At 70.1% G+C, this 21311-nt stretch carries 19 protein-coding genes and 2 tRNA genes; 9 read left to right on the plus strand and 12 right to left on the minus strand.

Translation table 11 applies throughout. The features are described from left to right. Positions 1–363: 363 nt before the first annotated feature. The gene (cimA, locus tag ACFY3L_RS08065; RefSeq protein ID WP_389319989.1) at positions 364–1965 is read left to right on the plus strand and encodes a citramalate synthase; all 1602 of its coding nucleotides are present in this window, start codon (positions 364–366) and stop codon (positions 1963–1965) included. Positions 1966–2002: 37 nt separating this feature from the next. On the opposite strand, the gene ACFY3L_RS08070 is transcribed toward cimA, so the two are convergent. Both ACFY3L_RS08070 and ACFY3L_RS08075 read right to left on the minus strand, forming a co-directional pair. Next, entirely contained in the window at positions 2003–2494 is a 492-nt protein-coding gene (locus ACFY3L_RS08070) for a hypothetical protein (RefSeq protein WP_389319992.1), read from the minus strand. Between the two features lie 135 nt (positions 2495–2629). Continuing rightward, on the minus strand, positions 2630–3649 hold the full coding sequence (locus ACFY3L_RS08075) for an endonuclease/exonuclease/phosphatase family protein (protein ID WP_389319994.1): 1020 nt from the start codon (positions 3647–3649) through the stop codon (positions 2630–2632). A gap of 88 nt (positions 3650–3737) precedes the next feature. On the opposite strand from ACFY3L_RS08075, the gene ACFY3L_RS08080 reads away from it, so the two are divergent. Genes ACFY3L_RS08080 through ACFY3L_RS08095 form a run of 4 tightly spaced genes read left to right on the plus strand, consistent with a single transcriptional unit; the run spans position 3738 to position 6698 of the window. Then, on the plus strand, positions 3738–4505 hold the full coding sequence (locus tag ACFY3L_RS08080) for a prolipoprotein diacylglyceryl transferase (protein ID WP_389319997.1): 768 nt from the start codon (positions 3738–3740) through the stop codon (positions 4503–4505). Next, positions 4502–4876: a hypothetical protein gene (locus ACFY3L_RS08085; RefSeq protein WP_389320000.1), complete on the plus strand. Its 375-nt coding sequence runs from the start codon at positions 4502–4504 to the stop codon at positions 4874–4876. Before ACFY3L_RS08080 ends, ACFY3L_RS08085 begins: the two co-directional genes overlap by 4 nt. Positions 4877–4884: 8 nt before the next feature. Then, on the plus strand, positions 4885–6435 hold the full coding sequence (locus ACFY3L_RS08090) for a radical SAM protein (protein WP_389320003.1): 1551 nt from the start codon (positions 4885–4887) through the stop codon (positions 6433–6435). 41 nt (positions 6436–6476) lie between these two features. Continuing rightward, on the plus strand, positions 6477–6698 hold the full coding sequence (locus ACFY3L_RS08095; protein ID WP_389320006.1) for a hypothetical protein: 222 nt from the start codon (positions 6477–6479) through the stop codon (positions 6696–6698). Positions 6699–6755: 57 nt separating this feature from the next. Here ACFY3L_RS08095 and ACFY3L_RS08100 read toward each other — a convergent pair whose 3' ends face one another. From ACFY3L_RS08100 to ACFY3L_RS08115, 4 genes are all read right to left on the minus strand, one after another. Continuing rightward, complete coding sequence (locus ACFY3L_RS08100) at positions 6756–7184, minus strand: hypothetical protein (protein ID WP_389320009.1); 429 nt, start codon at positions 7182–7184, stop codon at positions 6756–6758. Between the two features lie 54 nt (positions 7185–7238). Beyond that, positions 7239–8045, minus strand: a complete 807-nt coding sequence (locus tag ACFY3L_RS08105) for an ABC transporter permease (RefSeq protein ID WP_389320012.1) — start codon at positions 8043–8045, stop codon at positions 7239–7241. Beyond that, positions 8042–8947, minus strand: a complete 906-nt coding sequence (locus ACFY3L_RS08110) for an ATP-binding cassette domain-containing protein (protein WP_389320015.1) — start codon at positions 8945–8947, stop codon at positions 8042–8044. Before ACFY3L_RS08110 ends, ACFY3L_RS08105 begins: the two co-directional genes overlap by 4 nt. 78 nt (positions 8948–9025) lie before the next feature. Next, entirely contained in the window at positions 9026–9694 is a 669-nt protein-coding gene (locus ACFY3L_RS08115) for a hypothetical protein (protein ID WP_389320017.1), read from the minus strand. A gap of 24 nt (positions 9695–9718) precedes the next feature. Here ACFY3L_RS08115 and ACFY3L_RS08120 point away from each other — a divergent pair, with 24 nt between their 5' ends. Beyond that, positions 9719–11815 carry a glycogen debranching N-terminal domain-containing protein gene (locus ACFY3L_RS08120; RefSeq protein WP_389320020.1) on the plus strand — a complete coding sequence of 699 codons (2097 nt, stop codon included), beginning with the start codon at positions 9719–9721 and terminating at the stop codon, positions 11813–11815. A 40-nt stretch (positions 11816–11855) separates the two neighbouring features. Here ACFY3L_RS08120 and ACFY3L_RS08125 read toward each other — a convergent pair whose 3' ends face one another. Further along, positions 11856–13208 (minus strand): PQQ-dependent sugar dehydrogenase, encoded by a 1353-nt coding sequence (locus tag ACFY3L_RS08125; protein WP_389320022.1) that lies wholly within the window; start codon positions 13206–13208, stop codon positions 11856–11858. 164 nt (positions 13209–13372) lie between these two features. Between ACFY3L_RS08125 and ACFY3L_RS08130 the strand changes: the two genes are divergently transcribed. Beyond that, positions 13373–14260, plus strand: a complete 888-nt coding sequence (locus ACFY3L_RS08130; protein WP_389320025.1) for a 3-methyladenine DNA glycosylase — start codon at positions 13373–13375, stop codon at positions 14258–14260. Position 14261: 1 nt separating this feature from the next. Here the strand turns inward: ACFY3L_RS08130 and ACFY3L_RS08135 are convergent, their stop codons facing one another. Then, positions 14262–15263 (minus strand): helix-turn-helix domain-containing protein, encoded by a 1002-nt coding sequence (locus tag ACFY3L_RS08135; RefSeq protein ID WP_389320028.1) that lies wholly within the window; start codon positions 15261–15263, stop codon positions 14262–14264. 408 nt (positions 15264–15671) lie between these two features. On the opposite strand from ACFY3L_RS08135, the gene ACFY3L_RS08140 reads away from it, so the two are divergent. Continuing rightward, entirely contained in the window at positions 15672–16658 is a 987-nt protein-coding gene (locus tag ACFY3L_RS08140; protein ID WP_389320031.1) for a radical SAM protein, read from the plus strand. Positions 16659–16678: 20 nt separating this feature from the next. Further along, on the plus strand, positions 16679–17215 hold the full coding sequence (locus ACFY3L_RS08145) for a class IV adenylate cyclase (protein ID WP_389320034.1): 537 nt from the start codon (positions 16679–16681) through the stop codon (positions 17213–17215). A 1727-nt stretch (positions 17216–18942) separates the two neighbouring features. Here ACFY3L_RS08145 and ACFY3L_RS08150 read toward each other — a convergent pair. The 4 genes from ACFY3L_RS08150 to ACFY3L_RS08165 all read right to left on the minus strand — a co-directional run bounded on the left by ACFY3L_RS08150 (position 18943) and on the right by ACFY3L_RS08165 (position 21241). After that, positions 18943–19015, minus strand: a tRNA-Glu gene (locus tag ACFY3L_RS08150). A 57-nt stretch (positions 19016–19072) separates the two neighbouring features. Next, a tRNA-Gln gene (locus ACFY3L_RS08155) sits at positions 19073–19144 on the minus strand. Positions 19145–19218: 74 nt separating this feature from the next. Beyond that, positions 19219–20007: a fumarylacetoacetate hydrolase family protein gene (locus ACFY3L_RS08160; RefSeq protein ID WP_389320037.1), complete on the minus strand. Its 789-nt coding sequence runs from the start codon at positions 20005–20007 to the stop codon at positions 19219–19221. A 10-nt stretch (positions 20008–20017) separates the two neighbouring features. Next, a complete protein-coding gene (locus tag ACFY3L_RS08165) occupies positions 20018–21241 on the minus strand; it encodes an FAD-binding protein (protein WP_389320040.1) in 1224 nt (407 codons plus the stop codon). Positions 21242–21311: the final 70 nt, after the last annotated feature.

The following is a 21311-nucleotide window of genomic DNA, read 5'->3' on the forward strand; positions in this document are numbered from 1 at the left end:
CCCGGACGGGCCTCACCAACGGTGAGCACGGGAACCTCCTTGGTGCGTTCGCTTGACTGGTCCAACCTTGACCGACGCGCGTTACAGGGACATGACGAACAGGGTGAATCGTGAAGCAGATCACCCGGGTTCTCAGAATTCGGAATCACATGTCACGGATCGCGCGGTCGTGGCAAGCTACCCAACGTGACTCGGCTCATTATTGGCCCTTAGCGCGACCAGCATCCCCTCGCTGGCCGCGCAGACCTCTCGCATTCGCGAGGGGTCTTTTTGTTGGCCCACCCACCGGAAGCCGCCGGAAGCCGCCAAGGCCGCCAGGGCCGCCAGAAGCCAAATCCCAAAGCCCACAGCCAGGAGAAGACCATGCAGGTGTACGACACCACGTTGCGCGACGGGGCCCAGCGCGAGGCGATCAGCTACTCAGTCGTCGACAAACTGGCGGTCGCCCGGCTGCTCGACGAGTTCGGCGTCGGGTTCATCGAGGGTGGCTGGCCGGGTGCGATGCCGAAGGACACGGAGTTCTTCCGCAGGGCCAGGACCGAGCTGGACCTGAAGCACGCGGTGTTCGTCGCGTTCGGGGCCACCCGCAAGGCCGGCGTCCGGGTGCAGGACGACCAGCAGGTGCGGGCGCTGCTCGACGCGGAGACGCCGGCCGTGACCCTGGTCGCCAAGTCCGACCTGCGGCACGTGGAGCGGGCCCTGCGCACCACGGCGGAGGAGAACCTGGCGATGGTCCACGACACCGTCGCGTACCTGGTGTCCGAGGGGCGGCGGGTGTTCCTGGACCTGGAGCACTTCTTCGACGGGTACACGTTCGACCCCGAGTACACCGCGAAGGTCGCCGCGACCGCGCTCGCCGCCGGCGCGGAGAAGGCGGTCATGTGCGACACCAACGGCGGGATGCTGCCGTCGCTGATCACCAGGGCGATCGGCGAGGTCAAGGGCAGGCTCGCGGTCGCGCTCGGGATCTCCGAGGCCGAGGCGGTCGATCGGCTCGGCATCCACTGCCAGAACGACACCTCGTGCGCCGTCGCCAACACGGTCGCCGCCGTCGAGGCGGGCGTCCCGCACTTCCAGTGCACTGCGAACGGCTACGGCGAGCGGCCCGGCAACGCCGACCTCTTCGCCGTCGTCGGCAACCTTCAGCTGAAGCTCGGCATGCCGGTCCTACCGGACGGGTGTGTCGAGCAGATGGTGCGCGTCTCGCACGCCATCGCAGAGATCGCCAACATCGCACCCGACACCCACCAGGCTTATGTCGGGTCGTCAGCGTTCGCTCACAAGGCGGGCCTGCACGCGAGCGCGATCAAAGTGGATCCGGTGCTCTACAACCACATCGACCCTGTCGTCGTGGGCAACGACATGCGGATCCTTGTCACCGAGATGGCCGGACGGGCCAGCATCGAGCTCAAGGCACGCGAGCTCGGCGTCGACCTGTCCGGCCATCCCGAGGCGCTGTCGCGGGTCACGACCCGCGTGAAGGACCTCGAGGCGCGGGGCTGGTCGTTCGAGGCCGCCGACGCGTCGTTCGAGCTGCTGGCCCGCGCCGAGCTCGCCGGCGGTGCGGTGCCGAAGCCGTTCGCGCTGGAGTCGTACCGCGTCATCGTCGAGCACCGCGAGGACGGCGCCGTGGTCTCGGAGGCGACGGTGAAGGTCCGCGTCCGGGGTGAGCGGATCATCGCGACGGCGGAGGGCAACGGCCCGGTCAACGCCCTCGACGAGGCGCTGCGGGTGGCGCTGACGAAGCACTACCCCGAGCTGTCGCGCTTCGAGCTGGCCGACTACAAGGTCCGCATCCTCGAGGGCAGCCACGGTACCGGCGCCGTCACGCGCGTGCTGGTCGAGACGCGCTCGACGGGGGAGGACTGGACGACCGTCGGCGTCCACGAGAACGTCGTGGAGGCGAGCTGGACCGCGCTGGTCGACGCGCTGAGCTACGGCCTGTCCCGCCAGGTGCGGGTGTAGTGATCCCGAAGGGTGGGGCCGTCAGCGGCCCCACCCGTCACGGGCACTTGTTCTGCCGGAAGGCGTCCAGTGATGCGGCGTCCGGCTCGAACTTCCACTGGCCGTTCTGATACTTGAAGGTGTTGGTGCCGCTCGTCGCGGCCCCGCTCGCCGGCGTCCGCGTCCACTTGATGGTGGCGGTGGACTCGTCGACCGATGTCACGCCGGTGACCAGGTAGTCGCCCTGCAACCCGGTGCAGGTCGAGACCAGGTCGACGTAGGCCTCCTTGGTGATGGCCGACTGCGCGGTGTCGGTCCAGAGCTCCCAGGCTCCGGCCCAGTCGCCGGAGGACAGGTTCTCGAACACCTGCTCCGCCGTGACCTGCGCGGTCTGTGCGTCCTGCGGCTGGGCGGTCACCTCCACCGTCGGACGGTCGGCGGACGGTGACTCGCCCGAGTCACCCTTCTTGTCCGAGCAGCCCGCAAGGACGCTCGTCAGGACAACCGGCGCGATGACGGCGAGCGCGATGCCGCGGAAGGTTCGTGTCACCCATCTGCTCCAACGTGGTTCTGTCGGGGCGTTCCGCCCGATCCGTACGTGAAGGTACTCCCGGCAAACGAACCGCGTATAGCCGGAGGTACGCGCGAGTGATCTTTCGGGCGCCATTCGGCATGATCGGACAGGTCAACCGCCGGCCTTCGGGAGCACCAACTCGGCGAATACGGCCTTGTGGTCGGTCCCCGTGATCCTGTGGATCACGACCTTCCGCACCCCGACCCGCTCATCGGTCAGCACGTGGTCGAGCGTCACGCCGGGGATGAACCACCGATCGTCGTAGGGCCACGACGTGCTGAGCCCGGCCCCGGCGACGTCCGCGGCGTCGTGGTAGCCCTTCGCCAGCACCTCGCGGAACGCCTCATGGTCGAGCGTCGCGTTGAAGTCGCCGATGAGCAGGTTGACCGGTCCGGCCGGGGTCGCGGCCGGCTGCGCGGCGAGGTCCGACACCCAGCAGGACGACCGCTGCCGGTCCGACGGGGCGCACGGGTGCACCGACTCGACGTGGAGCTCGAGGGCACCCGGGACCCGTACACCCGCCTGCGCCTGGCCGAAGTCGGACGTGAACCGGCGGTATCCCTTGTCGGTGAGCGGGAAGCGGCTGTAGACGGCCGATCCGCTCACGCCGGGGCGCGGATAGGACACCGCGTTGGGCAGCAGCTGGTCCAGGCCGGCCCGGCGCAGCGCGGTGCGCGCCTCGTCGGTGTACTCCTGCACGGCGAGCAGGTCGACGGAGCCCGTGCGCACGAGGCTGACGATGCGGTCGGGGTCGGCGCGGCCGATGAGCATGTTGACGCTCATGACCCGCAGGGTCGGCCCCTCGGTCGCGCCCGCGTCGCTGTCGGAGATCCAGCGGGGCAGTACGCACGCCGCGAACGCGACGGTGATCACCGCGGCCGCGACGGCCGGCCAGATCCGCTTCGTCAGCAGCGCGATCGCCAGCGGTGCCAGCGAGGCGGCGGCGACGTAAGGGGTGAAGGCGATCAGCTGGACCGTCGGGAAGCCGCTCTCCAGGCCGAACACGCGTGCCGCCGCCCACGCCGCGAAGGGCGCGATGAGCAGCCACAGCAGCACGGTCAGCCACCGCCGGCGCCGGGGCGTCACGGCGGCGGGCGCCGCGAGCGGCACGGTCTCGTCGGTGCTGATCACCCCGCCAGGGTAGGCGAGGCGCGCCAGCCGGCCCGCTCCCTGCTGTGAATCTTCACAGAACCCGCCGGTGTCCTACTACGCTGCGCAGGTGCATCCGGTCATCATGCGGCTCGGCCCGGTCGCGATCCTGACCCACGACGTGTGCGTGGCGGCTGGCATCGCGGTCGCGGCGCTGGTCTTCCTGTGGGAGGTCCGCCGCCGCCGGGCGCAGGACGACCGGCTCTGGTACGTGCTGGCCGGCGCTCTCGTCGGCGGCGCCCTGTTCGCCCGGCTCGGCACGTGGGCGCAGCACCTCGACCCGCGCGACAACGCGTCGCTGCTGGAGCAGTGGGCGTACGGCAACCGCAGCATCCTGTCCGGCCTCGTCGGCGCGTACGTCGGCGCGATCGTGGCCAAGAAGGTGTCTGGCTACCCGTGGCGGACCGGCGACCTCTTCGCCCCCGCGGTCGCGGCCGGGATGGCGGTCGGCCGCGTCGGCTGCCTGCTCGCCGAGCCGCCCGGCACCCCGACGGACCTGCCGTGGGGCGTCACGCTCGACGCGGCCCAGGCCGAGGCGATGCACACGACCGCCGGCGTGCCGCTGCACCCGTCCTTCGCGTACGAGATCCTCTTCCACGCGCTGGCCTTCGGCGCGCTGCTCGCGCTGCGCCGGAAGGTGACCGCGCCGGGCGCGCTGTTCAAAATCTATCTGGCCGCTTACGCCGCGTTCCGTTTCATGGTGGAGTTCGTGCGGGGCAACGAGGTGGTGTGGGCCGGGCTGACCCGGCCGCAGCTGTTCCTCCTGGCCTGCCTGCCGCTCATCGTGGCGGGCCTCGTCAAGGATCTGGTGCGACAGAAGGAAACGGTGGCCGCATGAATCCGAACTGGACGGTGCCGACCCCGCCGCCGGACGGGGATCGCCCGATCCGCGGCAGGAAGGTCGCCGCGGGGCTCGGCATCGCCGCCGCCGCGCAGGTCCTCGTCATCATCATCGGCGTGGTCGTGACGATCGCCTTCGGCGCGTCGGACAACAGCGAGAACGCGCTGCTCGGCGTCTACCTGGAGATGCTGCTGCAGGTGGTGCTGTTCGTCGCGTGCCTGGTGGTCGGCATCGTCTGGATCGTGCGCCGCGACCGGGGCCTCGGCATCGGCATCCTCATCGGCTGGGCGGTCAGCGTCATCGTCTTCCCCATCGCGGGGATCGGCGTCTGCATCGCCATCGTCAACGCGAACACGGGGACCGTATGAGCACTGGTATGCAGCTTCGCGGGGACCGGATCCACCGGTACGTCAACGCGTTCTGCCCGCACTGTCACGACGAGCGCCCAGACCGTCCACTGGAGTCGGTGCAGCGGCTGTCGGGCTGGCTCGCCGAACGCGACGGCAGGATCTGGCTGGAGCGCGGCTGCCCGTCGCACGGTCTCGTCCGCACGCTGTATGACGAGTCGCCGGAGATCCTGCGGTACCTGGAGCAGTGGACCGCCCCGACGAAGTCGCACGTGCCGGACCTCGCCGGGAACTTCGCGCCCGTGCCGTCGGCGTACCTCGCGGGCCTGCCGGAGATGCAGACCCAGCACACGTGCATCCTGCTCGCCGACCTTACCGACAGCTGCAACCTGCGCTGCCCGACCTGCTTCACCGACTCCTCGCCGGCGATCGAGGGCGTCGTGCCGCTCGCCGACGTCCTCGCCAGCGTGGACACGAAGCTCTCCCGGGAGAACGGGCGCATCGACGTGCTCATGCTGTCCGGCGGCGAGCCCACGCTGTACCCGCAGCTGGCCGAGCTGCTGCGGGAGGTGTCCGCCCGCAACGTCGTGCGGATCCTCGTCAACTCCAACGGCGTGAAGATCGCCCGCGACGACGCGCTGCTGGACCTGCTGACCGAGCACCGCGAGCGGGTCGAGGTCTACCTCCAGTACGACGGCGTCTCCGAGCGCGCCGCCCGCCACCACCGCGGCGCCGACCTGCGCCGCCTCAAGGACCAGGCGGTCGACCGGCTCTCCTCCCGCGGCATCTTCACCACCCTCACCATGACGTGCGCCCTCGGCGTCAACGACGACGAGATCGGCGCCGTCGTGAAGCGCGCGCTCGACACCCCGTACGTCGGCGGCGTCTCCCTGCAGCCGCAGTTCGGGTCCGGTCGTTCGGGCGCGATCGACCCCCTCGACCGCCTCACCCACACCGGCGTCCTGGCCCGCCTCGGCCCGCAGACCGGCGACCAGGTCACCTGGCGCGACCTGACCGCCCTGCCGTGCTCGCACCCGCACTGCTGCTCGGTGGGGTACCTGCTGCGCGACGACGCCGGCGAGTGGCAGTCGATGACCAAGCTCATCGGCCACGACCGCCTGCTGCAGTTCCTGGACCTCTCACCGGACCTCGTCGCCAACCGCATCGCCGACGTCCAGCTCCCGCTGGCGCTGCGGACCGCCGTCAAGGACTCGCTGCTGGGGCTGCTGTCGGAGCAGTCGTCGCTGTCACACCCCGACGTGGGGTCGCTCTGGCGCGACATCTGCGAGAACTGCGACCTCGGCATCTCGACCCTCACCACGCTGGTCTCCTCGTCCCTGCCCGGCGGCCGCAACCGCCTGCGCAAGATGCTCGGCGAACGCGTCAAGCGCATCACGGTCAAGCCCTTCATGGACATGCACACGATGATCGAGGAGCGCCTTCTGCAGTGCTGCGTGCACGTCGCCACGGTCGCTTCCGTCGCTGCCGCCGACGAATCCCCGGCACACCAGTGCGCCCCGTTCTGCGCCGTCCAGGCCTGGCCGGCACTCTCCGCCCAACGCCTGCCCAGGGCGCTGTGACTCCGCCATCCCCGCAGCCCTACGATCCGCTGCGTCTCTGCGTGTACGCGACGATCGCCGCCCTCGCGTGGCTCCTGGGCCCGGTCGCCCTGCTCGGCTTCGCCCTGCTCGGCTTCTTCGGCTACCTCCGCGCCCGCCGCCAGGGCCTGACCCGCTCCAAGTGCGTCCTGCGCGACACCCGCCTGGTCCTGACCTACCTCGCCGCCCTGGCCCTGGCCGCCACCGCCGGCATCACCTGGAACGTCTACGGCTGGCTCACCTGAACCGCGACAGGAGCAAGCCGGGAAAGCCCTCCGTGACTGGAAGTGCCGGGAGGCGGGTCAGGCCGATGGCTGCCCGGGCGGTGGCTCGTCGAGGTCGAGCTTTGCCTTGCAGCCGGGGGATCCGCTCATCCTGACGAGGACCTTGCCGTCCACGGCGATGCTGCATTCCAGCATGAGATCCATGTCCTGCAGTCCGCGGTCGGATATCGCCTCGATCTGGACCGTCCCCCCGGACGCGGTCACATCCTTGGTCCAGTCGATCTCGCCGAGCCTGGTGTCGGTGCCTGTTTGGCCGTTGCTGCTGGTGTACCCAAAGACGATCTTGCTCTTCGTCGTGCCGCCCGTCACGTGGTAGGTGACCTTCTTCTTCGGCGGCTCCGACGAGCACGCAGATCCGGTGATCACCAGCAGCGCCGCGAGGCCTCCGTGCGCGATCTGCCTTGTCCACACAGGAATGATCCCTCTCGCCGCCCGCCGCGCATTCATGGTCGATGATACGCGGCGGGGGCGCCCGAGTGGCTGGGCCGGTGCGCGGGTGGGTCAGGCGTCGCGCCGTTTGAACAGGAAGGCGGCGACGGCCAGCAGCAGGACGGTCCAGCCGGTGAAGACGGCCAGGCCCTGCCACTGGGTCAGGATCGGGTCCGGGGGGAGGGTCGGCTTGAAGATGAGCTTGCCCGCGTTCGTGGGCATCCAGGTGTGGACGTGGGCGCCCCACTTGCCGGGAAGGAGGGTGGTCAGGTTGGAGACGATGAGGATCAGGCCGAGCACGCCGGTGATGGCGCCCGCGGTGTGGCGGACGATGGCGCCGAAGGCGAGGGCGAAGAGGCCCAGCACCGTCAGGAAGAGGCCGGCGCCGAAGACGGATCTGGCGATGCCCGGGTCGGAGAGGGTGACCGGGATGTGGTCGGACATGATCCAGCGGCCGGTGAAGAAGGCCGCGAAGCTCAGCACCTCGCCGACGGCGAACATCAGGAGCGCGAAGACGAGGACCTTCGCGGACAGGACCTGCAGGCGGCGGGGCTGGGCCTGCAGGGTGGAGCGGATCATGCCGGTGGTGTATTCGGCGGAGACGACCATGACGCCCAGGACGGCGACGACGAGCTGTGAGATGAAGACGGGCTGGTCGATGATGATCTGGAGCGGTTCGGCGGCCAGGACGGCCTGATCCTCCCGGGAGAACGACGACCACTGGCGCATGAGGAGCCAGGCGATCAGCGACATCAGGCCGACCGAGATGGCGGCCATCGCCACCAGGGACCAGGTGGTGGAGCGGACGGTGCGCAGCTTCGTCCACTCGGAGCGCAGCAGGCCGTCGAAGCCGGCGCGGCGGGCCGTTAAAGTCGTCATCGGGTCCCCCGGTATTCGACGCTGTCCTTGGTGAGCTCCATGAACGCCTGCTCCAGCGACGCCTGCAAGGGCGCCAGCTCGTGCAGCCGCAGGCCATGCGAGAAGGCGAGGTCCCCGATGTCGCGCATCGGCAGCTCCGTGACGAGCAGCGCACCGTCGGGCTCGACGACGGCGGTGGCGCCGGCCGCTCGTACCAACGCCGCCAACGCCGACAGATCGGGGGTGCGCACGCGGGTGGCCAGGACCGAGTTCTGCTCGATGAACTCCTGGACCGTGCAGTCGGCGATCAACCGGCCGCGGCCGATGACGAGCAGGTGGTCGGCGGTCAGCGACATCTCGCTCATCAGGTGCGACGAGACGAAGACGGTGCGGCCCTCGGCGGCGAGGGACTTCATGAGGTTGCGGATCCAGAGGATGCCCTCGGGGTCCAGGCCGTTCACGGGCTCGTCGAACATGAGGATGCGCGGGTCGCCGAGCAGGGCCGTGGCGATGCCGAGCCGCTGGCCCATGCCGAGCGAGAAGCCCTTCGACCGCTTCCGCGCGACGACGGTGAGCCCGACGATCTCCAGGACCTCGTCGACCCGGCGGCGCGGGATGTTGTTGGTCTGCGCGAGGCAGAGGAGGTGGTGGTACGCGCTGCGCCCACCGTGGATCGCCTTGGCGTCCAGCAGCGCGCCGACCTCGAGCATCGGGTTGTCCAGGCGGCCGAACGGGCGGCCGTCGATGGTGACGCGGCCGCTGGTGGGGGCGTCGAGCCCGAGAATCATCCGCATGGTGGTGGACTTGCCGGCGCCGTTCGGGCCGAGGAACCCGGTGACCTGGCCCGGCCGCACGGTGAACGACAGCTGGTCGACGGCGATGCGGTCGCCGTAGCGTTTGGTGAGGCCGACAGCCTCGATCATGATGTGCCTCCCGTGGTAGCTGCAGCGGAAGGTATTCGAGCGTTGCTGTGGCGAGGGTGAGAAGACCTGAGACGGGCCTCAGCCGATCACGTTGACCGCGCGGGCCACGACGAGCAGGACGGTGGCGAGCGAGACGGCGGACTCGATGAGCATGCCGGCCTTGGCCCAGGTGGACATCGGCATGGTGTCGGTCGGGCTGAACGCCGTGGCGTTGGTGAACGACAGGTAGAAGTAGTCGAAGAACTTCGGCTCCCAGTCGCGGGGCGCGAGGGCGCCGGCGGTCATCTGGGTGAAGAGGAAGTCGGGGTGGGGGTCGCTCCCCTCGGCGCGGGCAGCCGGGCCGCCGCGGTCGCCTTCCCAGAACCAGAGGGCGAACACGATGACGTTCGTCAGCCAGATCGCGGCGGCCCACAGCAGCAGGTGCGACGGCGTGATGTGCCCGTGCCCGAACAGCTCCCGCACGAGCAGCGCCGCCGACCACGCCGTCGCGACGCCGAGCAGCGCGGCCAGGCCGATGCTCAGCGGCCGCAGGACGCGGGTCTCGCGATTGATCCGCAGCGGGTTGACCACGACGACGCTGAGCAGCAGAGCCACCTCCAGGCCCGGCAGCAGCCAGCGCGGGCGGGGCGCCAGGTCGGCCGGCAGCAGCAGGTGCACGGACACCGCGACGGCGATCGCGAGCGCGGCGGGCCAGCGCTGCTCGGCCTCGGTGCGCCGTAGCCAGCCCGGTCTCGCGTCGCCGCTCACAGCCGTTAACGTACCGTGCGACGGGTGGCGAATCACGACCTGCACGCGCATGTGACCTGTGTGGCCGCCCCGGCGATGTGGCTGTCAGGGCCGTCCGGTCAGCTCACCGGCGGCGCCGACGGGCTCTACGTCGAGGACCGCCGGGTGCTGGCACGGCTGGAGGTCACGGTCGACGGCGTGGCCGTGGCAGCGCGGGACGTGCGTCGCACCGGTGCTGCTTCAGCGGTTTTCGCGGATGTACGAGGTGGCCTCGCCATCGCACGCAGCCGGCTGGCCGAGCCGCTGGGCGGCACCGAGACGATCACGTTGGCCAACAAGGCCGACGAGCCGCGGGTGGTCACGCTCGCGGTGGTGGCCGCCACGGACTTCGCCACCACCGGCGCCGTTCGCGACGGGTCCACTGTGGACGTCGTGCCGCTGCTCGCCGAGGCGCGGGCCGAGGACGGCATGACGGTCCGCCTCGACGCCACGCCGGCGCCGGATGAGGCCGGCGATGCGTTGCGGTGGACCGTCACGCTGGCGCCCGGCGAAGGGTGGGCGGCCGAGCTGCGCTTCACCCGCACCGACGTCCCGCCGATCCCGCGGGCCAAGCGGTTCAGCACGCTGCGGGTCGCGGCCGGCGACGCCCGGCTCGACGCGCTGGTGCGCACCGGCGTCCAGGACCTCGACGCGCTGCGCCGCGGCGACCTGTACTACAGCGCCGGCAGCCCGTGGTACCTGACGCTGTTCGGCCGGGACGCGCTCTGGTCGGCGCGGCTCGCCCTGCCACTGGGGACCGACGTCGCCGCCGGCACCCTCCGGACACTCGCGGCCCACCAAGGCACTACGGACCTGCAGGGCACCTCGCCGGCAGGACTGCAGGGCACCTCGCCGGCAGGACTGCCGGGCCCGTCGGCCGTGCAGGACGCCCCGGCCCAGCGAGGCGCCTCGGGGCGGCAGGACGCCTCGCCCCAGCACGGCACCTCTCAGCGGCAGCACACCTCGTACATCGGCGAAAACGAGGAAGAGCCCGGCCGGATCCCGCACGAGATCCGCCGCCAGGACGCCGCGCACCGGCTGCCGCCGGTCTACTACGGCAGCGTCGACGCGACCGCGCTCTTCGTCTGCACCCTCGCCGACGCGTACCGCTGGGGCATGCGCCCCGACGCCGTGGAGGCCCTGCTGCCCGCCGCGGAGGCCGCCCTCGCGTGGCTCGACTCGCACGGCGGCTTCGTCACCTACCGCACCACCGGCGCCGGCCTCACCCACCAGGGCTGGAAGGACTCGGCCGACGGCATCCAGTTCGCCGACGGGCGCATCGCGAGCGGGACCTTGGCGTTGTGCGAGGTCCAGGCGTACGCGTACCAGGCCTTCCGCGACGGCGCCGACCTGCTCGACGCCTTCGGCCGCCCGGGCGCCTCGCGGTGGCGTTCGGCGGCGGCCGATCTCGCGGACCGGTTCAGGGCCGCGTTCTGGTGCCCGGGCGGCTATCCAGCGCTCGCCGTCACCGGCACCGGGGAGCGGGTCGACGCGGTGGCGTCGAACATGGGCCACCTGCTCGGCACCGGCCTGCTGTCACCCGCCGAGAGCGCCGCGGTCGCCGACTGGCTGGGCCGCCTGCGCTCCCCGTTCGGGCTGCGGACCCTCGCCGGGTCCTCGGCCGGCTACGACCCCGGCTCGTACCACGCCGGCTCGGTCTGGCCGCACGACACCGCGATCGCGCTGCTGGGCCTGGCCCGCGACGGCCACCGCGAGGAGGCGGCGGCGCTGGTGGGCGCCCTCCTCGACGCCGCCGAGCGTTTCGACTCCCGGCTGCCCGAGTTGTACGGTGGCGACGACGCCGCGACGCCGTACCCGGCGGCGTGCCGGCCGCAGGCCTGGTCCGCCGCGGCCGGGCCGGCGGTGCTCGTCGTGCTGCTGGGCCTGGACGTCGACATCCCCGCCGGGCGCGTCACGTTCGACCCGCTCGTCCCGTCGCCGGTCGGCGCGTTCCGCGTCCGTGGCCTGAAGGTCGCCGACGGCCTGCTGGACGTCTCGGTCTCGCTCGACGGCACCGTCACGGTCCACAATGGACCCGTCGGCGTCGAGTTTCTGCTCGCCGACGGCACCCCCGCGAGGCTCGGGTCTGCTCCGGCGGGGTGAGGCGCAGGCTCAGCGACGGCACCCCCGCGGGGATCGCGGCCTACTTCGGCGGGGTGAGGCGCAGGATCGTGCCGGCGAGATCGTCGCTGACGAGGACGGAGCCGTCGGCGTCGAGGGCGGCGTCCACGGGGCGGAGCCAGGGCTTGCCGGCCTTCGTGTCGACGAGGCCGCTGAGCAGGTCGACCGGGTCGCCGGGGCCGCCGGTGGTCCACGGGACGAACACGACCTTGTAGCCGACGGGCTTCGTGCTGTTCCACGAGCCGTGCAGCGGCACGACGGCGCCTTCGAAGGCCGGCACGAAGGTCAGGCCCAGGGGCGCGGTGTGCGCGGGCAGGCCGAGGTCGATCCGGTCGGCCTTGGTGCAGTCGGCCTTCTGGCCGTCGCGGTTGAGCTCGTAGTCGCGGTGGAACGGCAGGTTGTGGGTGCCGTTGTCACTGTCGGGGTTGCAGAACGGCCAGCCGTAGAAGCCGCCGTCGCGGACCTTGATGAGCTCCTCGACCGGGTACTGGTCGACGAACTGGCTCATCCGCTTGCCCTTGTCGGACTTGCCGTCACCGTCGACGTCGCGGTCGTCGGGGACGAGCGTGTTGTCGCGGTTGTTGACCACGGCCCACAGCTCGTCGGTGCCGGGCCGGAACGCGAGGCCTTCGGCGTTGCGGATGCCGCGCGCCAGCAGGTGCTTGCCGGCGTTCTTCCCGGCGGCGTCGAACGTGTAGATCGCGGCGCGCTGCGGGTCGCTGACGGTGTCCTCGACGCACGCGTTGCAGGTGGAGGCGATCGACACGTACAGCTTCGAGTCCTTCACCGCGATGTTCTTCAGCACGTGCGCGTAGTTGCCGCGCAGCTCCGGCGTGCTGAAGTCGGGAAGCCCGTCGACGACCACCTGGCCGTCGTGCGCCTTGAGGTCCCCGCTCTTGTACGGGTAGCGCACGACCTTGTCCGCCTCGGCCACGAACAGCCACGTCGCCCCGCCGACCTCGGCGAACACCATGTCGTGCGGCACGTTGAGCCCGGACGCGAACTCGGTGACCTTCCCGCCCCGCACCACGCGCACCTTGCCCTGCGAGGGCTGGGAGACCAGCAGGTCACCGCTCGGCGTGAACGTCAGGAACCTGGCCTTCTCGACCCGCGCGTAGACCGACGCACTCCACCCCGTCGGCATCGTCACGCTCCGCGCCACGTCGAACGGCGCCCCGTTCAGCCCCGCCCCCACGGCGACCTTGACGCTGCTCGGCTTCCCGAGCACCAGCGCCGGCGCCGCCGACGAGCTCTTCCCCGGGGTGGCCGACCCCGGCGCCGCCGGCTGGGCCCGTTCCTTCGACTCGCCACCACACCCTGCGAGCACCAGTGTGCAGGCTGTGGCCACGGCGAGCATTGCACCGAGCTTCCGCATGCGTGTGACGGTACAACCTAAGCTGGTCGCGTGCTCTCAGACGACGCCCGCAGGGCAGCCCACGAGGCACGGGCCGACCGGTGGATCGTGCCGCACCTGGAACGCCGCCGCCCACCCTCGCGGCCTTCTCCCAGCGCGCGGGCCGGACAGGCAGAATAGGACTCGTGACCACCGCCGCCCACTGGACCGCCTCCGAACACCTGACTGCTTCGCGGTGGCGTGTCCGACGCACACAGCATGAGCAGCGGATCGACGGACTCCTGAAGGATCACCTCGCCAAGCGCGCCGCGCACGGCCGCCACTCGATCGAAGAGTTCCTCCTGACCTACTACAACTTCCGGCCCGCACAGCTCCGCCGCTGGCAGCCTGGGCCGGGTGTCGTGCTGGCCGACGCCGATCCGGGAAACTTCGGACCGGACTTCGTGGCCGATGGTGACGGCGGCGTCCGCCTCGACGTGAACGCCGTGCTGGGCCGCCGCCGCACCTCCGTCGAATGGATCTATCGCCTCCTGGCGTCCACCGCCGGTCGGGCGCCGCACTTCGGCTGCTTCGGGATGCACGAGTGGGCGATGGTCTACCGGCAGACGCCGGACGAGACGCGGCACAACATCCTGCCGCTGCGACTCGGCCCCGAGGCCACTGCGGCACTCGTGGACGAGATCACCGTGCGGTGCAGCCATTTCGACGCCTTCCGGTTCTTCACCCCGCCGGCACGACCGCTGAACCTGCTCCAGCCCACGCGCGAAACGCAGCACGAGCACGATCAGCCGGCATGCCTGCACGCGAACATGGACGTTTACCGGTGGGCCTACAAGCTCTCCCCACTCGTGCCGAGTGAGCTGATCGCTGACTGCTTCGAGCTGGCGAAGGAGATCCGGACCCTCGACATGCGCGCGAGTCCGTACGACCTGGCGACCATCGGGCTGACGCCGCTCCACGTCGAGACACCTGAGGGCCGAGCCGAGTACGTCCGGTACCAGCGCGATTTCGCCGAGCGCTCAAGCGTGCTACGAGCGCTACTGATCGACTACTGCGAACGCGCACTCACCTGAGTCAGCCGGCGAGCACGTTCAGCCGTCGACTGCAACTCGCAATCGCCCGTGCACGGTCGGGACCGAACGCTACAACGGCCGCCTCCAGCCTGCCGGCGGCAAGTGGTGCCGCCTTCTGCCGACCAGCGCGAGCAAGCACATACAGCGCTCTGCCTGCGGCAGAGTGCGCGTGCGCCTCGTGCCCCGAGACGTAGGGGTGAATCGCCGACGGAAGATCCGACAGGTCGACAGCCGCGTGCGCATCGTCGGCGACTCCGATGTGGCGAACGGTTCGCGAGAAGTCGCCGAGTAGGGCGTATGCGTGGGCTCGTGCCGAGTTGACCAGGAACTGGAGCACGGGAAGGCCCGGTTCGACTCGATCCAGCAGGTCAAGGGCGCGTTGCGGCTCGTCCTGGTCAAGGCGCAGGCCGGCGAGGTTGACGAGCGAAAGCCAATGTTGGACGGGGTCGGGTGTAACGGTGAGCGCGAAGTCGTAGATCTTGTCCGCCTGCTTGAGCTGCCCACTGTCGGCCATGGACCATGCCGTCCGGTCGGCGAGCCGGCCAACCGTCGTCAGTAGCGATCCCCTCGCCGCGTCGGACATGTCCAGATCCAGCAACCCTGCGGCATACCTCAACTGGCCGCGTGCTGCCGCCACGGCGGCCCTGCCACCATGCTGCAAGCCCAGGCTGGTCAACATGTCCGCTGAGGCTTCCAGTGCGGCGAGTTCGTGCGGGTCCACTCTCGGCGGCCCTGACATCGGCATGTCCAGCTCGGCCCAGACTGCCTGAGACACGAAGCTCGCGCCCATGACCAGCAACGCTCGACGACGCACGGAGTCACCTCCCAGCGCTTTGTCATACGCCTCGATGTGCCAAGGCTTCACCTCTTTGCCGCCGGTCTCCAGCTTCGAGAGGTACGGCTTGCTGAACCCGGTCGCCCGACCCATTCGGGACAGGCTCCATCCGGCCGCCTCGCGGGCAGCCCTCAGAATCTCGCCGAGGTCAGGAGTCTCTTCGGTCATCGGCGGATGAGGCAACGGAGGGAAACGCTTACCACCTTCAACGATCCTGGCTGATCCCTGACGCTCTGTCTAGCGATCACTCGCGACCAGTCACATCAGCCAGCGTCGAAGGGACGATGGGATGACTCGTCCGCCCGACCCCACCGAAGAAGACCTAGCCTTTGCGCAGCTCGCGATTCGCGTTCACTGCTCGATCGACCATCCGGCGGGTGCGCGCTGCTTGAGCCGCGCCACCCCGCTCCCGTGCGAGACGCAAGCCTGGGCGCGCGATGTACTCCTCGACGCGGGCTGGACCACGCGGGAGATCGACGCTCTCGACGTCAGGTCGGGCGCATGGTCGTGACTCCGTGCAAGCCCGGCACGCGGGCTTCGGTGCCCACGTACGTCCACACCGATCGAACGCTGCGCGTGAAGATCATCGACGGCTGCGGGATGACGTGCACCTTCTGCCACAACGAAGGAACGCCTGTCGTCGCGCAGGGTTCGTCAGGCCGCGTGTCCATTTACCTCGCCACCAACGGCACCCATTTTCTGCCCGCGACCGTCGCGCCTGACGCGGAGTTTGCTTCGACGCTGGCCCTCCTGCGCGATGCGTTGGATCTCAACGAACTGCATCTCACCGGTGGTGAGCCGACGCTGCATCCTCGACTCGCCGAGATCGTGCAGGCCGGCGTTCAGACCGGGCTTCGGGCCTGTGTCACGTCGAACGGCGAGCGGGGCGCCGCCGTTCTGGAGGACTGCGCGCGGGCAGGACTCGACCGCGTCAACTTCAGCATCTTCGGCACCACGCCTGACGAGCTTGCCCAGGTGCAACACGCCCGTTTCGCCAACGTCCACCGCGCCGAACGGAAGATCGCGGCACTTAAGGAATCGATGGCTGCGGCCGAACGTGCAGGCATCCGGGCGAGCGCGAACATCGTCGTTCCGAACTACGGCCACGCTTCACGCGTGCGCCGGCTGCTCGAGGAGTATTCGCCCTGGCTCAGCGTGCGGCTGCTGAACTCGCTCGATGACGGCGCGGAGTCGATCGCGGCGATCACTCAGATCCTCGCCGACCTGGATGCCGTGGCCACGACGCACCACGTGACTGCAGGCGTCTCCGGCAGCCGCACGGCCTACGAACTGCCGAACGGCCGGACGATCTGGTTCAAGCAGATCCGGAGCGTCCGCTTGCCCAAGACGTGCGCGGGGTGCAGGTTCAACAACGACACCGATTGCCAGGAAGGCTTCTACGGCGTCCGGCTCTATCGCGACGCTCGTGGTGGATACCAGGTCGGTGTCTGCATCCAGCGCATGGACCTCTGCATGCCTGTCGCAGAGTTCGTCCGGCACGATCTGTGCCGGGAGGTCGTGGCGCTTCGTGACGCCGAGTACCGCCAGTTGTCCGGCGATTGATTGTTGTGAAAGGACTCGACGTGCCCGCAGAGTTTGAGGCGAAGGTGCTCGACATCGACCCGGCCGCGATGGCGGACCTGATTCTTTCCAAGGGCGGCAGCGAGGCCGGCGCCCCGACGCTCCAGCGCCGCTACGTGTACGACATCGTCGCGGGCGACGAGAGCAAGTGGATCCGGCTGCGCGACAACGGCACGAAGACCACGCTTGCCGTCAAGGAGATCTCCCACGACGGCATCGACGGCACCTACGAGGTCGAGGTCACCGTGGACGACCTGGACGCGACGAATGAGCTCTTGGGTTTCCTGGGCTTCCACCCGAAGTCCTATCAGGAGAACCGCAGGACGAGCTTCGCCCTCGACGGCGCCCAGCTGGAGATCGACGAGTGGCCGATGATCCCGCCGTACCTGGAGATCGAGGCCGCGTCCCCCGAAGAGGTGCACCGCGTCGCTGCCCTGCTCGGCTACGATGAGTCGCAGCTCACGAGCGAGAACACCACGAAGGTCTACAAGCGGTACGGCATTGAGCTCGGCGAACATAAGGTCGTGAGCTTCTCGTGACCTCGGAGACGCCCCTACGACCGATCTGCTTGATCGGTCCCCCGGCCGCTGGCAAGACCACTCTCGCCGAAGCTCTCGGCAAGGCTTTGCCGCGTTCCGGTCGTGCGTCCCCGCGATCTTGTGCGGGTCGCGGTCGAGCGCTGTCCGGCAAGGGCCGAGCTGTTTCGTCACACGACCGGGCGTCTGTTTTGCCCAGTCTGTTACCCGCGCCCCACGCCTCGTGCCGGCAGAAACCGCTGCGGGGACTGCGGGGCCGGCCTTACGGCCCGAGCGGACGACGAGCGGGGAGCTTTCACCGAACGACTGCGCCACCGCCGCGAGATCACGTCCAAGATCCTCAGGCGGGCTCCCGCGCTACGGATTCAGGTACTCGCCCTGGAGGCGGGAGATCCGGTGGACGTTGTGGCAGGTCGAGCGCGCGAGGAAATCGCGGCCGTCGGGGCGGCGCGCAGAGCGGCTTGAAGATGTCTGGTCGCCGTCGCTACGTGGGCTCAGGCGGCGGCCAGGTCGAGCAGCGCAAGTCACGAGGTTGACATCAGCGCGTCGGCGGTGACGCGCCGATGAGTCATGCCCGCAGGCGGCCGGCTGCGCAGTGTGCTGACCGGCTTCACGCAAGCGGACCGGCTGCAACCGACCCGCGAGACCCATCTCGCCAGCGAGCAGCCCGGCTGCCTGCACGTGTACAAGTGGTCCTACAAGCTCAGCCCGCTGACCCCAGCGAGCTGGTCGCCGACTGCTTCGACCTGGCCGCCGACATCCTTCCCGCCTGCGAGACCGCCCTGCCCCAAACCGCGGACCGCTGGGACGACAAGCTGTACATGCTGAGCGGATCGGTCGGCATGTTGCTCTGTGGGGATGGCCCCGCCGGCACGGTGCCCCGTGGTCGGGCGTCGCTGGACGGCGCGAGTAGGTGCCCCATGGTGTTGGTCTGACGCGGCCGGCGCGACGCCCGTGGTTGGCGGAGCGATCGTCGGCCCAGCAGGCGCTGAGCAGCACGGTGCCCCACAGCCCGCGCCCCACCGGCGCGGCGGTTCGTGCAGCGGCGTGGCGGTCTGGTGATGCTGATCGGCGGGCGGAGCCCCGTGCGGCGTTGGTGCGGTGTTCGTAGTCCCAGTGCGCGCTGAGCCCCGCAGCGCCCCGTGCGAGGCGAACCCCGTCGGCACGGCACCCCCGTGCGGGCTGATCGACATGCCGCCGAGCTGCGGCAGGCCTTTGCCCGGCGCGGTGCCTGGGTGGGCCGGTTCGGGTTCGGGCGGTCGGTGCGGCGCTTCCGTGTGGCTGGCCGGCGTGGTGTGGGCGGTGCGGCCGGCTTTGCCCGGCGTGGTGCCTGGGCAGGCCGGTTCGGGTGGGCGGTGCGGCGCTTCCGTGTGGCTGGCTGGCTGGCGTGGTGTGGGCGCTGCGGCCGGCTTTGCCCGGCGTGGTGCCTGGGCAGGCCGGTTCGGGTTCGACGGTGCGGCGCTTCCGTGTGGCTGGTCAACGTGATGCGCAACCCGGGCAACTCTGATCGGCGCGACACAACGATTCGGATGGGCGCGTAGCCCAAAGCGACGCGAAGCGAGCCCCGCCCCCGCGACGCGCAGCGAGCGGTGCGACGCGAAGCGGAGCATTGGGGGTGTGGGGTGAGAATCCCCCACTGGGGAGCGGCGGCGGAGCCGCTGCGCGGGGAACGCGGAAGTCCACCAACGCGAACGGGTCCACCCCGTGAACAGGGTGGACCCATTGGACTGTAGCCCCGACCGGATTCGAACCGGCGCTACCGCCTTGAGAGGGCGGCGTCCTGGGCCGCTAGACGACGGGGCCCCAGGTCTTGCTGTGTCGTGCGGTGGAACTGTACAGCACCGCGATCTTGCTGCGGTGCTGGGGTACCAGGACTCGAACCTAGACTAACTGAACCAGAATCAGTTGGGCTGCCAATTACCCCATACCCCATTGGCGCTTTCGGCGCCGGTTGAGAACTTTACCGGAGCGAACGCACCAGGCCAAATCGGTTGTCGCAAAAACGCCTATTCCAAGGTCAGGACCTTGTTGGTGAGTGCACCGACGCCCTCGATCGTGACGGTCACCTCGTCGCCGGCCACCATGCGGGAGACGCCGGCGGGGGTGCCGGTGAGGATCACGTCGCCGGGGAGGAGGGTCATGACGTGTGAGACATATGACACAAGAGTCGGCACGTCGAAGACCATGTCCTTGGTGCGGCCGAGTTGGCGGACCTCGTCGTTGACCTCGCAGCGGACCTCGACGTCGCTGACGTCCAGGCCGGTGACGATCCAGGGGCCGATGGGGCAGAAGGAGTCGAAGCTCTTCCCGCGCGTGAACTGCACGTCCTTGCGCTGCAGGTCGCGAGCCGTGACGTCGTTGGCGGCGGTGTAGCCGAAGATGGCCGCTGCGGCGCCGGCCCGGTCGACGCGGCGGGCGCCCGTGACGCCGATCACGACGGCGAGCTCGGCCTCGTGCTCGACCTGCTGCGACTGCGGCGGGATCCGGATGGCGTCGTTGGGGCCGATGATCGACGTGGAGGGCTTCAGGAAGAGCAGCGGCTCCTTCGGCACGTCGTTGCCGAGCTCCGCGGCGTGGTCGGCGTAGTTGCGCCCGACGCACACCACCTTGCTGGGCAGCATCGGCGAGAGCAGCCGCACGTCGGCGACGGCCCAGCGCTGGCCGGTGAACCGCAGCTCCCCGAACGGGTGACCCTCGATCTCCGCGACGGTGAGCCCGGCGAGCCCGGCCGAGGGCTCGCCCTCGACGACTCCGAACGACATGCCACTGCTGTGGGCGAAACGAGCGATACGCACGCCGTGAAATCTACTCCGCCGCCAGATGCCGCTCCACGAACGCATTGCTGAACTTGCGGTCCGGGTCGAGCCGGTCACGCAGCGCGAGGAAGTCGGCGAGGCGGGAAGGGCGCGCCGCGTGGTGGAAGACCTTGCCCCAGTGCGGCCGGGGCGACAGCGGGGCCAGCGCCTCCTCCAGGACCGCGACGACCGGCGCGACCCGCGCGGAGTCCTTGATCCAGGTGAAGTGCAGAGCCACGCTGTCACGTGCGAAGCACGGGCTCAGCCACAGGTCGTCGGCCGCCACGACCCTGATCTCGGAGATCTGCAGAACGGGCGTCACGAGGTGCCGCAGCCGCTCGACCGCGGCGAACGCCTCCGCCGCGTCCTGCCGCGCCACGAAGAACTCGCTCTGCAGCTCCTCACCGCTGCTCGGCGTGAACTCCAGCTTGAAGTGCGGCAGCCGCCGGTGCCACGGCCCGGGCACGCCGCCCTGCTCGGTGCAGCTGACCGCGGGCATCGCGGCGATCGGGTGTATCGGCCGCGTCGCGGGCACCGCCCCGAACCCGTCGGGCTCCTCCCCGTCGGCGAGCTTGAGCCACAGCTGATCGACCGTGTCGCCCGACCAGGTGGTGAACAGGCTCACCGAGTAGCCCGCGGCCACGATCTCGTCCCAGCGGGCGTCGAGAACCTTCCGGGGCAGGTGCTCGAAGACGTGCTGGCGGATGGTGTACGACTCCCGCACCTCCAACGTCACACCCACCACTACGCCGAGGGCGCCCAGCGCCACGACGCTGCCCGCGAAGCCTGGGTCGCCCCGCTCCAGCCGCACCAGCTCCCCGCCGGCGGTGACGATCTCGACCCCCGCCACGGCCGTCGCCAGGCTGCCCAGCTTCGCGCCGGATCCGTGTGTACCGGTGGCGACCGCCCCCGCCACCGAGATGTGCGGCAGCGACCCGAGGTTGTGCAGCGCATACCCTGCGGCGTCCAGGAACGTGGCCAGCTCGCCATATCGCACCCCGCCGGCGACGGTGACCGTCCCCGCCGCCGCGTCGATCCGCGGCTCGAACGGCAGGCCCGCCACGCTCACGAGATCCGCCGTCGTGTCGGCGATGTCGTTGAACGAGTGCCCCGACCCGAGCACCCGCACCCGCTCCGCCCCCGCCACGACCTCCCGCACCGCGTCCACCGTGGACGGTCGATGCACCCGGGCGGCGCCGAACGTCAGATTCCCCGCCCAGTTGGTCACGCTCATGTGCCCGAGTCTATGCACGCCCCGCCGTTCGCGGCCGAGTCCAGCCGTCGATCTCACCAGACGCGTCCGT

The sequence above is a fragment of the Dactylosporangium sp. NPDC000521 genome (genome assembly GCF_042898305.1).
In the GTDB taxonomy this organism is placed as follows: domain Bacteria; phylum Actinomycetota; class Actinomycetes; order Mycobacteriales; family Micromonosporaceae; genus Dactylosporangium.

Excerpts from the sequence above, each read along its gene's own strand:
- ACFY3L_RS08085 (WP_389320000.1), top strand. The coding sequence starts at position 4,502 with ATGAATCCGAACTGGACGGTGCCGACCCCGCCGCCGGACGGGGATCGC.
- ACFY3L_RS08125 (WP_389320022.1), bottom strand. The coding sequence starts at position 13,208 with ATGCGGAAGCTCGGTGCAATGCTCGCCGTGGCCACAGCCTGCACACTG.
- ACFY3L_RS08090 (WP_389320003.1), top strand. The coding sequence starts at position 4,885 with ATGCAGCTTCGCGGGGACCGGATCCACCGGTACGTCAACGCGTTCTGC.
- cimA (WP_389319989.1), top strand. The coding sequence starts at position 364 with ATGCAGGTGTACGACACCACGTTGCGCGACGGGGCCCAGCGCGAGGCG.
- ACFY3L_RS08105 (WP_389320012.1), bottom strand. The coding sequence starts at position 8,045 with ATGACGACTTTAACGGCCCGCCGCGCCGGCTTCGACGGCCTGCTGCGC.
- ACFY3L_RS08135 (WP_389320028.1), bottom strand. The coding sequence starts at position 15,263 with ATGACCGAAGAGACTCCTGACCTCGGCGAGATTCTGAGGGCTGCCCGC.
- ACFY3L_RS08165 (WP_389320040.1), bottom strand. The coding sequence starts at position 21,241 with ATGAGCGTGACCAACTGGGCGGGGAATCTGACGTTCGGCGCCGCCCGG.
- ACFY3L_RS08100 (WP_389320009.1), bottom strand. The coding sequence starts at position 7,184 with ATGAATGCGCGGCGGGCGGCGAGAGGGATCATTCCTGTGTGGACAAGG.
- ACFY3L_RS08110 (WP_389320015.1), bottom strand. The coding sequence starts at position 8,947 with ATGATCGAGGCTGTCGGCCTCACCAAACGCTACGGCGACCGCATCGCC.